We start from the raw sequence: 13,652 nt of genomic DNA, 5'->3' as shown, positions 1-13,652 counted from the left end.
CGCCGATGGACAGACCAGCACCGCAGCACGACCCCGCACCCCTGGACGGCCACCGCCTGGTCCCGCTCGCCACCGCCCTGCTGGACGCCGACGGCGTGGTGCTGCACTGGAGCGAGGACGCCGAACGGCTGCTCGGCTGGTCGGCCGAGCAGATCGTCGGCCGGTACGCCGCCCCGCTGCTGACCACCGGTGAGCAGCGCACCGAGGTGCTGGAGCGCTACGAACGGATCCTCACCGGCCGCCGCTGGACCGGCCTCCACCCGGTGCGGCACCGGGACGGCCACGAGGTGCTGCTGGAGATCCACACCTACGGCATCGACGGCCCCGGCGGCCGCCCGCTGGTGCTGGCCACCGGCGCCGACCTGCACGCGGTGGAACAGGTGCAGGCCGACCTCGCGGTGCTGGACGGCTTCTTCACCCAGTCGCCGATCGGCATGGCCGTCTACGACACCGACCTGCGCTTCGTCCGGCTCAACGACGCGCTCGCCCGGATCAACGGCCTGCCCGTCGCCGACCACCTCGGCCGCCGGATCGACGCCGTGCTGCCCGGCCTGAACGCCGCCGAGATCGAGGCCGTGATGCGCCAGGTGCTGGTCACCGGCGAACCCGTGGTGGACGCCCGCTCGCACGGCCGCACCCCCGGCGACCCCCGGCACGAGCGCGCCTGGTCCGCCTCCTACTTCCGGCTGGCCGACCCCAGCGGCCGGGTGCTCGGCGTCAGCTCCTCGCTGATCGATGTCACCGAACGGTTCCAGGCCGAGGCTCGGGCCGCCCGCGCCCAGGAGCGGCTCACGCTGCTCGCCGAGGCCACCGCCCGGATCGGCACCACCCTGGACCTGCAGCGCACCGCCGAGGAGCTGGTGGCCGCCGTCATCCCGCGGTTCGCCGACTTCGCCACCGTCGACCTGCTCGACCCGATCCTCCAGGGCGAGGAGCCCGGACTGCTCGGCCCCGACCAGGGCGTGCTGCTGCGCGCCGTCGCCGCCGGCGACGCCTACGACACCGGCCTGACCGCCGCCGCCGACGCGGTCGGCACCACCTCCGCCTACGACTCGCACCGCAGCTACACCAAGAGCCTGCGCAGCGGCCGCCCGCTCTGGGTGCCCAGGATGGACGAGGCCAAGCTGCGCGCCATCGTCCCCCACGAGGACCGGGTGGCCCCCGGCATCGAGGCCGGGCTGCACTCCTACCTGCTGGTGCCGCTGCTGGCCCGCGGCATGGTGCTCGGCGGCGCCGAGTTCGCCCGTACCCAGAATCCGGAGCCGTTCGGCGAGGCCGATGTGGCGCTGGCCGAGGAGCTGGTGGCCCGGGCCGCCGTCTGCATCGACAACGCCCGGCTCTACCGCCGCGAGCGGGACACCGCGCTCACCCTGCAGCGCAGCCTGCTGCCGCAGGAGATCCACCGCACCCTGGGCCTGGAGATCGCCTACCGCTACCTGCCCAGCAGCGTGGTCAGCGAGGTCGGCGGCGACTGGTTCGACGTGGTGCCGCTCTCCTGCGGCCGGGTCGCGCTGGTGGTCGGCGACGTGATGGGCCACGGCATCCGGGCCGCCGCCACCATGGGCCAGCTGCGCACGGTCGCCCGCACCCTGGCCACCCTGGACATGGCGCCCGCCCAGGTGCTGGCCCGGCTGGACGAGACCGCCGACGGGATCGGCGAGGGCCAGTTCGCCACCTGCGTCTGCGTGGTCTACGACCCGGTGGACCGCAGCTGCACGCTCTCCAGCGCCGGCCACCTGGCGCCGGTGGTGATGGGCCCGGACGGCGACGCCCGGGTGCTGGAGATACCGCCCGGGGTGCCGCTCGGGGTCGGCGGGACCACCTTCGAGAACACCGAGTTCACCCTCCCCGAGGGCGGCATCCTGACCCTCTACACCGACGGCCTGGTGGAGCGCCGCGGCGCCGACATCGACGACGGGATCGACCAGCTGCGGCGCACCCTCGCCGCCCGCGGCCGCACCCTGGAGGCGCACTGCGACGCCGTGGTCTCGGCCCTGGTCCGCGGCGGCTCGGAGGACGACGTGGCGATGATCATGGCCCGGGTGCTGCCGCTGCCCCGGGACCGGATCGCCACCCTGCCGCTCACCGGCGAGGGCCCCACCCCGGCCGCGGCCCGCCGGTTCACCCGGGCCACGCTGGCCGGCTGGGGCCTCGGCACGCTGGCCGACTTCGCCGAACTGCTGGTCAGCGAGCTGGTCACCAACGCGCTGGTGCACGGCGGCGAGCCGCTGCGGCTGCGGCTCTTCCGGGACCGCACCCTCACCCTGGAGGTGGCCGACACCGGCCGGCAGCAGCCCCGGCTGCGCCCGTCCGGCTCGGAGGACGAGGGCGGGCGCGGGATGTACCTGGTCAACGAGCTGGCGCACCGCTGGGGGAGCCGGGCCACCGTCGAGGGCAAGGTGGTCTGGGCCGAGCTGGAGCTGCCGCTCGGCAGCTGAGGCCCGGCTCCGCTACCGACGGGGCGTCAGCAGCCGCCAGGCCAGCCCCGCGCCGGCCAGCACCAGTACCGCCGCCAGCACCGAGGCCAGCGCCATGCCGTGGGTGAAGGCCGCCCGGGCCGCCTGGGCCAGCGGCTCGCCGACCGGACCCGGCAGCGAGCGGGCCACCTCCAGCGCCCCGCCCAGTGACTGCTCGGCGGCCTGCGCCCGGTCCGCGCCGACCCCCGCCGGGGCGGCCACCGAACCGGTGTAGACGGCCGTCAGCACCGAGCCGAAGAGCGCGATGCCGAGCGCCGTGCCCAGCTCGTAGGCGGTCTCCGAGACGGCCGAGGCCGCGCCCGCCTTCGCCGCCGGGGCCGCGGAGAGCACCAGGTCGGAGGAGAGCGTGTAGACCAACCCCTCGGCCGTGCCGACGGCGGTGAAGGCCACCGCCAGCAGCAGGTACGGGGTGTCCTGCCGGAGCAGGCCGAGCGCGCCCAGCGCCGCCCCGAGCAGCAGCATGCCGCCGGTCAGCGCGCCCCGGGCGCCGATCCGCCGGGCCAGCCGGGCGGTCAGCATCGAGGCCGCCATCGCGCCGAGGAAGGCCGGCAGCTCGGCCAGACCCGCCGTCAGCGGCGAGTAGCCGCGCACCAGCTGGAGGTACTGCGAGGTGAAGAAGACCACCCCGGCCATGCCGAAGATGGAGATCAGCGCGCCCAGCACGGCCGCCGAGAACCGGCGGTCGGCGAAGAGCCGGACGTCCAGCAGCGGCGCCGCCAGCCGCAGTTGCCGCCGGACGAACCGCCACAGGGCGAGCGCGCCCAGCAGGCCCAGCACCGGCACCGGCCAGTGGCCGGGCCCGTGCACGGCCGCCTCCTTCACCGCGTACACCACGGCGATCAGGCCGGCCATCGAGAGCAGCACGCTGGGCAGGTCCCAGCCGCCCTGGCCCGGGTCCCTGGACTCCGGCAGCAGCCAGCGGCCGAGCACCAGCAGCAGCACCATCACCGGCAGGTTCAGCAGGAAGACCGAGCCCCACCAGAAGTGCTCCAGCAGCACCCCGCCGAGCAGCGGCCCGCCGGCCGCGCCCGCGGTGGCCGCCGCGCCCCAGATGCCGATCGCGGTGGCCCGCTCCCGGGCGTCCGGGAAGAGGGCGCGGATCAGCGACAGGGTGGACGGCATGATGGTCGCGCCCGCCAGGCCGAGCAGCGCCCGGGCCGCGATCAGCAGCCCGGGGCCGGTGGCGTAGGCAGCCAGCAGGGAGGCGGCGCCGAAGGCGGTGGCACCGCAGAGCAGCAGCCGCCGGCGGCCGATCCGGTCGCTCAGCGCGCCCATGCTGACCAGCAGGCCGGCCAGCACGAAGGAGTAGACGTCGCCGATCCAGAGCAGCTGGGTGGCGCTGGGCGCCAGCGTCTCGGTGATCGACGGGATGGCCAGCACCAGCACGGTCGCGTCGATCGCGACCAGCAGCACGGCGAGCACCAGCACGGCCAGGCCGGCCCAGCGGCGGCGGGGTGCGGCGGAGGGTATCAGGGAGGGGGAGGTCGGGGACGGCAGGACGGTGCTCAAGGGAGTTCTCCGGGTCTCCGGAAGGGGGTGCCTGGATGTCGGTCAGTCAGGCCGGCGGGCGGCGCCGCCGAGGAAGAGTTCGATCAGGGCGTGGGCGCTGTCGCGCGGGGCGAGCCGGCCGTCCTGGATGGCCCAGCCGACGCCGGCCAGCAGGTCGAAGAAGGCCTCGGCCAGCCAGCCGGCCGGCAGCTCGATCCGGAACCGGCCCTCCTGCTGCCCGCGCAGGAAGAACGCCCGCACCCGGTCGCCCTGCTGGTCCCAGAGGGCGAGCAGTTCGGGGTCGTCGTAGAGCTGGTTCTCGCCGGCCAGGAAGGCGCAGAGCGCGGCGTCCGGGACCAGCCGGTCGACGAGGCGGCGCAGGGTCTGCTCCGTGTCGCCGTGCTCCAGGCGGACGGCGTCCAGCGCGTCCCCGTAGCGGCGCAGCGCGAACATGCCGACGGCCTGCAGCAGCGCCTCGCGGCCCGGGAAGATCCGGTGCAGCGAGGCCCGGCTGATCCCGGCGGCCCGGGCGATCTCGTCCAGGTGCGCCGTGGGATTGCGCGACAGCACATCGGCGGCTGCCTTGAGGACTGAGTCGGGATCGATCGCCATGAGATAAGGATAGCTCATGTGAGACATCCATGTCTCATGTGAGGCGCGAATGATCTGTGCGGCGGGGATGCGAACGAGTGTTCGAATGCGCTAGTCTGGGGGAGCGCGAGCAGGCCTGCGGCACCTCTGGGCGCCGGGGCATGCGAAAGGGCGCCGGAACGGCCCGTGCCGTGCCGACGCCCTCGGGCGTGCGGGGTCAGCTCTGGTTGTAGAAGCCGCTTTCGTCCAGCGGGCGGTCGATCACCATGACCTCGACCTCCGGCGGAGTGAGCAGGAAGACCCGGCGGGCGATCCGCTCGATGCCGCCCTGGGTGCCGAAGACCAGACCGGAGGCGAAGTCGACCATGCGCTTGGCCTCGGCGTCGTCCATCTCGGTCACGTCCATCACCACCGGGGTGCCGGCGCGCACGTGCTCGCCGACGGTGCGGGCCGACTCGAACCCGGTCGGCTTCACCGAGACGATCCGGGTCGGGTTGGGGAGCGCCGGAATGGTGTCCGCACTGCCCCATTCGTCCTCGTACACCGCGGCCGGGTAGCTCCCGGACGGCATCAGCCACCCGTTGTGGTGCTCGTCGCGAAGTGCTCCCATGCCGCGCCTCCCTGTCCTGTTCCCCGGTCGGTTCCGTCTGCGGTGCGGCTGCTGACGCGTCATCCACTCGTCGGAACTGTCCGAGTATCGCACTGATCACCGCATCGGCGCCCGCCCTGGCGCGCCGTTGGGGTGGTGGTACGTGCCGGCGGCACACACCCTCCTCGTACAGAGCGGACGCCGCAGGTCGGCGAAGGGTTCCAGGAGGGCGGCCGGGATCACCCGATTGCCCCTGACGTCAAGCGCAGTTGACATCCGGTCATTCGCCGGTGACGCCGTCCAGCGCCTCCCGCAGCAGGTCCGCGTGCCCGTTGTGCCGGGCGTACTCCTCGATCATGTGGTTCTGGATCCAGCGCAGCGTCACATCCTCGCCGCGGCGCTGCTTGCGCCCCACCGTCTCCAGCGGGAGCCCCGCCACCGCCTGCTCGGCCAGCTCGACCTGGCGCCGCAGCACGGCGAAGGCCTCGGCCGGATCGGCCCCGGCCACGCCGTTGATGTCCAGGTCCTGGTCCTCCTCCGTGAAGTACAGCGGAGGGCGGTCCTCGCCCAGCAGGACCACCTGGTACCAGTACTGCTCCACCTCGGCCAGGTGGCGGACCAGGCCGAGCAGGCTCAGGCCGGACGGCGGCACCGAACGGGTCCTCAGCTGCTCCGGCGTCAGACCGGCGCACTTCAGCAGGAGGGTCTTGCGGTGGTAGTCGAGGAAGGCGGCCAACTGCTCCGCCTCGCCGCCGCTGTAGGGCGGGTCGACGCGCTCGGACGGTGCGGGGCTGTTCATGACGGACATTCTGGAGCAACGGGAGCGGGCGGGGCGAACGATTTCCGGACCGGCCTGCCGGGGCCGCGACGGCGGGAGCTAGCCTGTGCCCGGTCAGTCGTTCGTACCGGAAGTCGCCGAGGAGCCGCCCATGTCCCGTCCCGTCACCCTGGTCACCGGCGGCAGCCGCGGGATCGGCGCCGCGCTCTGCCGGCGGCTCGCCGCCGACGGCCACGACCTGGCGATCGGCTACCGGCAGGACGAGGAGGCCGCCCAGCGGGTCGCCGAGCAGGCCCGCGCCGCCGGTGCGGCCGCCGTGCCGCTGCGGCTGGACATCGCGGTGGAGGCCGAGGTCGAGCGGTTCTTCGACCGGGCCGCCGAGCAGCTCGGTCCGATCACCGGCCTGGTCAACAACGCCGGGGTCACCAGCACCGCGGGCCCGCTCGCCGACCTGCGCACCGAGGACCTGCGCCGGGTGGTCGACGTCAACCTGGTCGGCTACCTGCTCTGCGCCCGCCGGGCCGCCCGCGAGCTGGCCGCCGGGGGAGCGATCGTCAACGTCTCCTCCGCCGCCGCCACCCTCGGCAGCCCCGGCGAGTACGTGCACTACGCGGCGACCAAGGCCGCCACCGACGCGCTCACGATCGGGCTGGCCAAGGAGCTGGGCCCGGCCGGCATCCGGGTCAACTGCGTGGCGCCGGGCACCACCGACACCGAGTTCCACGCGCTCGGCGGCGAGCCCGGCCGGGCCGCCCGGGTCGCCCCCGCGATCCCGCTGCGCCGCCCCGGGCGGGCGGAGGAGATCGCGGCGGCCGTCGCCTGGCTGCTCTCGCCCGACGCCTCGTACACCACGGGCGCGGTGCTGCGGGTGGCCGGCGGGCTCTGAGGGCGCTGAAAGGGGGTCAGGCCGTGGCCGCGGCGCGGCGGTCGCGCCAGAGGGTGGCCAGGCTGGCCGCGCCCGCCAGCAGGATCACCGCCGTGGAGAGCAGGAAGGCCGGCGACCCCGGCCGGCCCGCCGAGGCACCCGCCACCGCGTAGGCGGCCGTCGCCGGGAGCACCCCGAGCGCCGTACCCGCCAGGTAGGCCGGCCAGCGCACCCCGCAGAGCGCCGCCCCCAGGTTGACCGCCTGGAACGGCACCCCGGGCACCAGCCGCAGCACCAGCACGCTGCGGAAGCCGCGCTCGGTCAGCTGCCGGTCCAGCGCCGTCAGCGCCCGCCCGCGCAGCAGCGGCCGCAGCGCCTGCCGCCCCAGCCCGCGGCCGAGCCCGAAGGCCACCGCCGCGCCCAGCGTGGTGCCCGCCACCGCCACCGGCACGCCCCAGCGCGCCCCGAAGAGCAGCCCCGCCGCGACGCTCAGCGCGGGCTTGGGCAGGAAGGCCAGGGTGCCGAGCGCGAAGAGCGGCACGAACGCGGGCGCCCGCCAGCCGGCCGGCACGGCGTCGACCAGCGTCCGCGGGTCCCAGAACGCCGCCGACCCGGCCGCGGCCGCCAGCACCGCCAGCAGCAGCGCGAGCCGCAGCCAGTGCGCGCGCGGCACGCGCGGCGCAGGGGCGGTCGGGGTCTGGGGATCGGACACCCGCCGAGCATGTCACACGGGCGAGTCGGCCCTGGCATCAGTGCCGACCGGCGCCTCGTGCACGACCTTGCCGGGCCCGCCCGCCGAGCGCAGCGCCCCGGCCGTCAGCACCAGCATCGCCGCCAGCGCCGTGACCAGCCCGAAGGAGACCCGCAGCGAGCTGGCCTGGGCGACCCCGCCGACGATCGCCGGGGCGATCAGGCCCGAGGTGTAGGTGACGGTGGCGACGCCGGCGATCGCCTGGCTCGGGTTCGGCCCCGCGTGGCCGGCGGCCGCGAAGGCCAGCGGCACCACCACCGCGATGCCGATGCCGATCAGCGCGAACCCGGGGATCGCCACCGCCGGGCCGGTCGCCGCCACCACCAGCACGCCGCCCGCCGCCGCCACCGCCCCGCCCGCGCGGACGGCGCGGACCGGGCCGAGCCGGCGCACCACCGCGTCGCCGGCCAGCCGGGAGACCGTCATGGTGCAGGCGAAGGCCGTGTAGGCCATCGCCGCCGTGCCCGCGGCCGCCCCGGTGACATCGCGCAGGTAGACGCCCGACCAGTCCATGCCCGCGCCCTCGGCGAAGACCGCGCAGAAGCCGACCAGCCCGATCACCAGCGCCGAGCGCGGCGGCAGCGAGAACCGCGGCGGGGCCTCGGCCTCCGGCTCCGGCCGCAGGTCCAGCACCCGGCCGCAGACCAGCTGGCCGGCCACCAGCAGCAGCGCGGCGGCGATCAGGAAGTGCAGGCGGGGGGAGAGCAGCTGACGGGCCGCCAGCGCGCCGAAGGCCGCCGCGACCAGGCCGCCGAGGCTCCACATCCCGTGCAGCCCGGACATGATCGTCCGGCCCAGCCGGGACTCGACCGCCACCCCCGCGGCGTTCATCGTGACGTCCGACATTCCGGCCGTGGCGCCGAAGACCGCCAGGCCCAGGCAGAGCCAGGGCAGGCCCGGCGCCAGCGCGGGCAGCACCAGGGCCAGGCACCAGAGCGCCAGCAGCAGCCGCAGCGCCGCCCGGCTGCCGAGCCGGTGGGCCACCCGGCCGGCCAGCGGCATGGCCAGCGAGGCGCCGATCGCCGGCATCACCAGCGCCAGGCCGAGTTGGCCCGCGCTGAGGTGGAGCTGGCTCTGGATCGCCGGGATCCGGCTGGCGGCGGTGCCCGAGACCGCGCCGTGCACGGCGAAGACCACGGAGATGCCGAGCTTGGCCCGGGCGACCGGGCGCTCGGCCGGCGGCTTCGCGGCGCGCGGAGAACGGTTCAGCGGCATGGTGGTCCCTCCCGTCGAGTATGGCAGCCGGTAAATTATCAGGAAGGGACCCTGATAGATAGCGAATAACCCGATCTGGAAGGATGCCGAGCCATGACAACCGCCCGCACGGCCACGCCGAGCACCGCCCGTGCGATCAACGACCGCCTGGCACTCGACCTGCTGCTGAGCCACGGGCCGCTCACCGCCACCGAGCTGCGCACCCTCACCGGCCTCTCCCGACCCACCGTCTCCGACCTGCTGGAACGCCTGCAGCACGGTGGCCTGGTGGACATCGTCGGCGAGCGCGGCGAGGAGCGCCGGGGCCCCAACGCCCGGGTCTACGGGCTGCGCGGGGACCGCGCCCACCTGGCCGGCATCGACGTGCGCACCGTCGGCGTCACCCTCACCATCGCCGACCTGGCCGGCCGCACCCTGGCCACCACCTCGCTGCCGGTCGACCCCGCCGCCCCGCCCGCCGACTTCCCGGCGCAGGTGCTCAAGGCGCTGCGGGACGCCGGCCACCGGGTCGGCGTCAAGCACCTGCACACCGTGGTGGTCGGCGCCCCCGGCCTGGTCGACCCGGCCACCGGGCAGCTGCGCTCCACCAGCTCGCTGCCGCACTGGCACGGCGACCTGGTCGCCGGACTCCGGGCCGGCCTCTCCGCCGAACTGATCCTGGAGAACGAGGTCAACCTGGCCGGCATCGCCGAGCACCGGCTCGGTGCGGCCACCGACCGCGACACCTTCGTGCTGCTCTGGCTGGGCCACGGCACCGGCGCCGCCCTGCTGCTCGACGGCCGGCTGCGCCGGGGCGCCGCCGGCGGCGCGGGCGAGATCGGCTTCCTCCCCGTGCCCGGCACCGTCGGCCTGCCCGGGCCGCACACCTGCGACGGCGGGTTCCACAGCCTGGCCGGCAGCGCCGCCGTCTGCGAGCTGGCCCGCGCCCACGGCCTGCCGGTGCCCGCCGGCCAGGGCGACGACGCCCCCGCCGCCGAGGCCGCCGTCCTCGCCGCCCTCGCGGCCGGCCCGGCCGGCGAGGCCTTCCTCGACGAACTCGCGGCCCGGGTCGCCCTCGGCGTGGCCGCCGTCTGCGTGCTCCTCGACCCGGGGTGCGTGGTGCTCGGCGGCGAGATCGGACGCGCGGGCGGGCCGGTGCTGGCCGGGCGGGTGGAGCGGCGGCTGGCGGAGCTCTCGCCGATCCGCACCGAGGTCCGGGCCGGCACGGCGGGCGGCGGGGCGGTGCTCAGCGGCGCGGTGCTGATCGCGGGGGACGCGGTGCGGCGGGCCGTGTTCGGCGGGCCGTGAGCGGCGGTTTCGCCCAAACAGCGGTGGGCGGCTCCGGCCGCACGCTAAGTTGATCGCCAGGCGACGGACCGTCAGCACCCGGGGGCGCTGACCGGAGCGGGGGGCGGCATGGACCCACTGGTGAGCGCGGCGGTGCAGTTCCTCTCGGCGGCGGGCGCGGGCATGGCCGGCGAGGTCGGCAAGCGGGCCTGGGAGCTGGCCGGCCTCTACTACCACCGGCTCACCGGCCGCCCGTCCCGCGCGCCCGCCGGCGGCTCGGAGCGCGAAAGGGTGATCGGCGAGCTGGTCGCCCGCGCCGCCGACGATCCGGCGCTCGCCGCCCAGCTCGCTTCGTGGGCCGCGGCCGCCGGGCCGTCGCCGTTTCGCCCCGGCGCTCCGGTGCCGCGCGACCTGCCGCTGACGACACGTCACTTCACCGACCGCAAGGACCTGCTCGCCGCCCTCGATCGCGAGGCCGCCCGGCCGGCCGACGGCTCGGCCCGCGTGGTGCAGCTGTGCGGTGGCTCCGGATACGGCAAGGGGACCCTCGCGAATCACTGGGGGCACGGGGCGAAGGACCGGTTCCCCGACGGACAGCTCCACCTCGACCTGCGCGGCGGCGGCAGCCCGGAGAGCGCGCTGCGACCGGAGGCCGTGCTGCGCGCGCTGCTCCGCCGGCTCGGCGTGCCCGCCGAGCGGATCCCGCCCGCGCTCGCCGACCGCACCGACCTGTTCCGCACCTTCGTCGCCGACCGGCGGCTGCTGGTGGTGCTGCACCACGCGCACTCCGCGGCCCAGGTCGCGCCGCTGCTCAGCGCGGCCCCCGGGGTCCTGGTGCTGGTGACCGCCGAGCGGCCGCTGGACCACCTGGAGGCGCTGGTGCTGAACGTCGGCCCGCTCGCCGCCAGGGATGCCCGGCAGCTGCTCACCTCGGTGGCCGGAAAGGAGGCGGTCCGGGCGGCCAAGGCGGTGCTCCCCGGCGTGCTGGAGCGCTGCGCCGGCTCGCCGTACGCGCTGCACGCCGCCGCCCGCCGCCTCGGACGGCAGGTCGCGGGCGCACCGGTCGGAGGCGACCCGATGCGACTGGCGCTGGAGGACGGCTACCGGGAGCTGGACGCCGACGCCGCCCGGCTGTTCCGACTGGCCGCGCTGCGCCCGTGGCCGGTGCTGACCGCTCCGCTCGCCGCCGCCCTGACCGGCCGCGAGAGCGAGCAGGCGCTCGCCGACCTGGCGGCCGAGGGCCTGCTCGAGCCGGTCGGCGGCGGCTACCGCTACCGCGACAGCGCCCGGCGGTACGGACAGGAGCTGAGCCGCCGCGAGGACGGTGACCGGGCGGGCGCGGAGGCGATCGTCCGGGCCGTCGCACACCTGCGGGACTTCGCGCTCGCCGCCGACTACTCCGCCCTGCGGGACCGGCCGCACCTCAGTCCCCGGTTCGAGGAGTTCGGGCCGGACACCTACCCCACGCCCGGTGAGGCGATCTCGGCGCTGGATTCCGCACTGCCGAACCTGATCGAGGCCGTCGTGACGGCCGAGCACTTCGGGCTGGCCGAGGAGGTCTGCGAGCTGGTCGAAGGGCTCTGGGCGCTGCAACTGAAAGTCGGCCGGAACGACGAGCTGGTCCGCGCCCTGCAGATCGGCGACCGGATCGGCATCCAGCACTTCCGGGGCACACCGATCGCCGCCCGGCTGACCACCCAGCTGGCCTTCGCGCTGATGGACCTGCAGCGCCACGGTGAGGCCGAACAGGCCTTCGCCCGTGCCGCCGTCACGGCCGACCAGGCCGGCCGGCCGATGGGCCGGGCCACCGCCGTCGAATCCGTCGGCCTGCTGCGCCTGAGCCGGTGGGAGTACGCGGAGGCGCTGGAGAAGTTCACGGCCGCTGCCGCCGTCCTGGAGCTGATCGGCCCGGACCACCCCGATGCCGACAAGGCGCCGCGCGCCCGGGCGCTGCTGCACCGGCACAAGGGGCGCGCGCTCAGGGGGCTGCAGCGGCAGGAGGAGGCCAGGGCCGAACTGGCCGTGGCGATCCGGTTCTTCCGGGGCGAGGGCAAGGAGGACTACAACCTCGCCCGCTCGCTCACCGACCTGGCCGAGTCCTACCTCGCGAGCGGGGAGCCGGAGGCCGCCCTTCCGGTGATCGACGAGGCGCTGGTACTGCTGACGGCCGAGAACGCGACCCAGCACGTGGTGTACCTGCGGGAGCTGCGGGAGAGGTCTACGGGGTCAGCGCACTGACCGTCACCCGGTGCTCCGTCAGCCCGAGGCGCAGCGTCGGCCCGCCGGCGGCGTCCGCTCGCGCCGCGTGCACGGCACTCGCCCAGGCGGCCGGGTCCGCGTCCGTACCGGTGAGCCGCAGGGCGAGGCCGTCGCGGGTCAGCACCGTGCAGCTGTGCGGGGTGTCCACCCAGGCCGCGAGCGCGCAGCCGACGTAGCGGGCCAGCACCTCGGCGGCCCACTCCAGGGGTGAGCCGAACCGGGGGTCGCCGGCCGGGCCGTGGCGGTGGATGACGTCGGCGAGGGAGAGCACCGAGGGGTCGAGGGTGTCCTCGTGGACGGCGAGGTGGCGGTGCGCGTGGGCCGGAACCTCGGCCGGTTCGCCGTCCAGGTCCGCGAACCGCCGCAGCGCGAGGGTGCCGTCGGGCTCCCGCCAGGTGAGGACCGTCAGCGGCGCGGTGCGCACCGGTGGCTGGTGGGCGGGCAGCGGGAGCGGGTCGAGGAGGGCCGGCGCCTCGGGTTCCGGGAGGTCGAGCAGGCGGTAGCAGTGCCCGCGCAGCAGGGCGGCGGACCGGCCGGGGGCGGAGCTGGTGAGGGCGGCCGGGGCGGTGGGCACGGGCCGGGCGAGGGCCGACTCCAGCTGGGGCAGGAGCGGCTGGTCCGGGTCCAGCACCGGCGCCGAGCCGACGAAGCGGGCGACCGGCGAGTCCGGCGCCAGCCCGTCGAGCGCCGCCGAGCCCAGCAGCACCGGGGTGCCCAGGGCGGCCGCGTAGAAGGTGACGGAGCCGAAGTCGCCGAGGACGAGGTCGGCGGCGAGCAGTGCCTGGCGCCAGTCGTGCAGCGGGTCGACCAGGGTGAGGCCGGCCCGGGCCGCGCGGTCCAGCCAGAGGCGGAGCTGGCCGGGGCCGTGGCCGTGCCAGATGTTGGGGTGCAGCACGGCGGCCAGCCGGTACTCGTCGGCCGGGAGTCCGGCGGTGAGCCGGGGGAGCAGCCGCGGCAGCACGTCGGCCGGGCCGCCGTCGCCGAAGAGCGACTCCGGGTTCCAGGTGGAGTTCAGCAGCACCAGCCGCTGGCCGCGCCGGACGCCGAACGCGCGCCGGTAGCGGTCGCGGAGCGGGCGGGCGGCGAGCAGGCGGTCGTAGCAGGGGTCACCGGCGAGGACGGCGGCGGGTGCGGCCTCGGGGCAGGCGGCGAGCAGGCGGGCCAGCTGCTCGGGGTGCGAGAGCACCAGGGCGTCGGCGACCGGGCGGCCGTCGGAGAGCAGCCAGGGACGGGAGAGCCCGAAAACGGGATCGGAAGGGCCCTTTCGCCCTTTCGCCCGCTCGACGCTCGACGCTCGACGCTCGACGCTCGACGCTCGACGCTCGACGCTCGACGCTCGACGCTCGACGCTCGACGCTCGACGCTCGACGCTC

12 protein-coding genes are annotated in these 13,652 nt (G+C 75.8%); 5 read left to right on the top strand and 7 right to left on the bottom strand.

Annotated elements, in window-relative coordinates; genetic code table 11:
• Positions 1 to 5 precede the first annotated feature (5 nt).
• Entirely contained in the window at positions 6 to 2,438 is a 2,433-nt protein-coding gene (locus ACFYNO_RS12690; RefSeq protein ID WP_388009839.1) for a SpoIIE family protein phosphatase, read from the top strand.
• Between the two features lie 12 nt (positions 2,439 to 2,450).
• On the opposite strand, the gene ACFYNO_RS12685 is transcribed toward ACFYNO_RS12690, so the two are convergent.
• The 4 genes from ACFYNO_RS12685 to ACFYNO_RS12670 all read right to left on the bottom strand — a co-directional run bounded on the left by ACFYNO_RS12685 (position 2,451) and on the right by ACFYNO_RS12670 (position 5,944).
• On the bottom strand, positions 2,451 to 3,974 hold the full coding sequence (locus tag ACFYNO_RS12685) for an MFS transporter (protein ID WP_388009976.1): 1,524 nt from the start codon (positions 3,972 to 3,974) through the stop codon (positions 2,451 to 2,453).
• Between the two features lie 54 nt (positions 3,975 to 4,028).
• The gene (locus tag ACFYNO_RS12680; protein ID WP_388009836.1) at positions 4,029 to 4,577 is read right to left on the bottom strand and encodes a TetR/AcrR family transcriptional regulator; all 549 of its coding nucleotides are present in this window, start codon (positions 4,575 to 4,577) and stop codon (positions 4,029 to 4,031) included.
• Between the two features lie 196 nt (positions 4,578 to 4,773).
• Positions 4,774 to 5,166, bottom strand: a complete 393-nt coding sequence (locus ACFYNO_RS12675) for a cell division protein SepF (RefSeq protein ID WP_388009833.1) — start codon at positions 5,164 to 5,166, stop codon at positions 4,774 to 4,776.
• A 259-nt stretch (positions 5,167 to 5,425) separates the two neighbouring features.
• Complete coding sequence (locus tag ACFYNO_RS12670; RefSeq protein ID WP_388009830.1) at positions 5,426 to 5,944, bottom strand: DinB family protein; 519 nt, start codon at positions 5,942 to 5,944, stop codon at positions 5,426 to 5,428.
• A gap of 130 nt (positions 5,945 to 6,074) precedes the next feature.
• Here ACFYNO_RS12670 and ACFYNO_RS12665 point away from each other — a divergent pair, with 130 nt between their 5' ends.
• Complete coding sequence (locus tag ACFYNO_RS12665) at positions 6,075 to 6,809, top strand: SDR family oxidoreductase (protein ID WP_388009828.1); 735 nt, start codon at positions 6,075 to 6,077, stop codon at positions 6,807 to 6,809.
• A 16-nt stretch (positions 6,810 to 6,825) separates the two neighbouring features.
• Here ACFYNO_RS12665 and ACFYNO_RS12660 read toward each other — a convergent pair whose 3' ends face one another.
• On the bottom strand, positions 6,826 to 7,500 hold the full coding sequence (locus ACFYNO_RS12660) for a TVP38/TMEM64 family protein (RefSeq protein WP_388009826.1): 675 nt from the start codon (positions 7,498 to 7,500) through the stop codon (positions 6,826 to 6,828).
• Between the two features lie 12 nt (positions 7,501 to 7,512).
• Positions 7,513 to 8,754: an MFS transporter gene (locus ACFYNO_RS12655; RefSeq protein ID WP_388009823.1), complete on the bottom strand. Its 1,242-nt coding sequence runs from the start codon at positions 8,752 to 8,754 to the stop codon at positions 7,513 to 7,515.
• 93 nt (positions 8,755 to 8,847) lie between these two features.
• Here ACFYNO_RS12655 and ACFYNO_RS12650 point away from each other — a divergent pair, with 93 nt between their 5' ends.
• Both ACFYNO_RS12650 and ACFYNO_RS12645 read left to right on the top strand, forming a co-directional pair.
• Positions 8,848 to 10,041, top strand: a complete 1,194-nt coding sequence (locus ACFYNO_RS12650) for an ROK family transcriptional regulator (RefSeq protein ID WP_388009820.1) — start codon at positions 8,848 to 8,850, stop codon at positions 10,039 to 10,041.
• A gap of 108 nt (positions 10,042 to 10,149) precedes the next feature.
• Positions 10,150 to 12,258, top strand: coding sequence for a tetratricopeptide repeat protein (locus ACFYNO_RS12645; protein WP_388009817.1), 2,109 nt, complete (start codon positions 10,150 to 10,152; stop codon positions 12,256 to 12,258).
• Here the strand turns inward: ACFYNO_RS12645 and ACFYNO_RS12640 are convergent.
• Positions 12,239 to 13,465: a hypothetical protein gene (locus tag ACFYNO_RS12640; RefSeq protein ID WP_388009814.1), complete on the bottom strand. Its 1,227-nt coding sequence runs from the start codon at positions 13,463 to 13,465 to the stop codon at positions 12,239 to 12,241. The two genes, ACFYNO_RS12645 and ACFYNO_RS12640, sit on opposite strands and share 20 nt — an antisense overlap.
• Here ACFYNO_RS12640 and ACFYNO_RS12635 point away from each other — a divergent pair.
• The coding region (locus tag ACFYNO_RS12635) for a hypothetical protein (RefSeq protein WP_388009811.1) at positions 13,454 to 13,652 on the top strand (199 nt) is incomplete at its 3' end. The genes ACFYNO_RS12640 and ACFYNO_RS12635 overlap by 12 nt on opposite strands.

The organism is Kitasatospora sp. NPDC006697 (genome assembly GCF_042869935.1).
GTDB lineage: Bacteria > Actinomycetota > Actinomycetes > Streptomycetales > Streptomycetaceae > Kitasatospora.
The sequence above is the reverse complement of the archived record's forward strand: the minus strand, read 5'-3'. Positions and strand labels throughout refer to the sequence as shown.

Excerpts from the sequence above, each read along its gene's own strand:
- ACFYNO_RS12650 (WP_388009820.1), top strand. The coding sequence starts at position 8,848 with ATGACAACCGCCCGCACGGCCACGCCGAGCACCGCCCGTGCGATCAAC.
- ACFYNO_RS12665 (WP_388009828.1), top strand. The coding sequence starts at position 6,075 with ATGTCCCGTCCCGTCACCCTGGTCACCGGCGGCAGCCGCGGGATCGGC.
- ACFYNO_RS12680 (WP_388009836.1), bottom strand. The coding sequence starts at position 4,577 with ATGGCGATCGATCCCGACTCAGTCCTCAAGGCAGCCGCCGATGTGCTG.
- ACFYNO_RS12690 (WP_388009839.1), top strand. The coding sequence starts at position 6 with ATGGACAGACCAGCACCGCAGCACGACCCCGCACCCCTGGACGGCCAC.
- ACFYNO_RS12645 (WP_388009817.1), top strand. The coding sequence starts at position 10,150 with ATGGACCCACTGGTGAGCGCGGCGGTGCAGTTCCTCTCGGCGGCGGGC.
- ACFYNO_RS12675 (WP_388009833.1), bottom strand. The coding sequence starts at position 5,166 with ATGGGAGCACTTCGCGACGAGCACCACAACGGGTGGCTGATGCCGTCC.
- ACFYNO_RS12655 (WP_388009823.1), bottom strand. The coding sequence starts at position 8,754 with ATGCCGCTGAACCGTTCTCCGCGCGCCGCGAAGCCGCCGGCCGAGCGC.
- ACFYNO_RS12670 (WP_388009830.1), bottom strand. The coding sequence starts at position 5,944 with ATGAACAGCCCCGCACCGTCCGAGCGCGTCGACCCGCCCTACAGCGGC.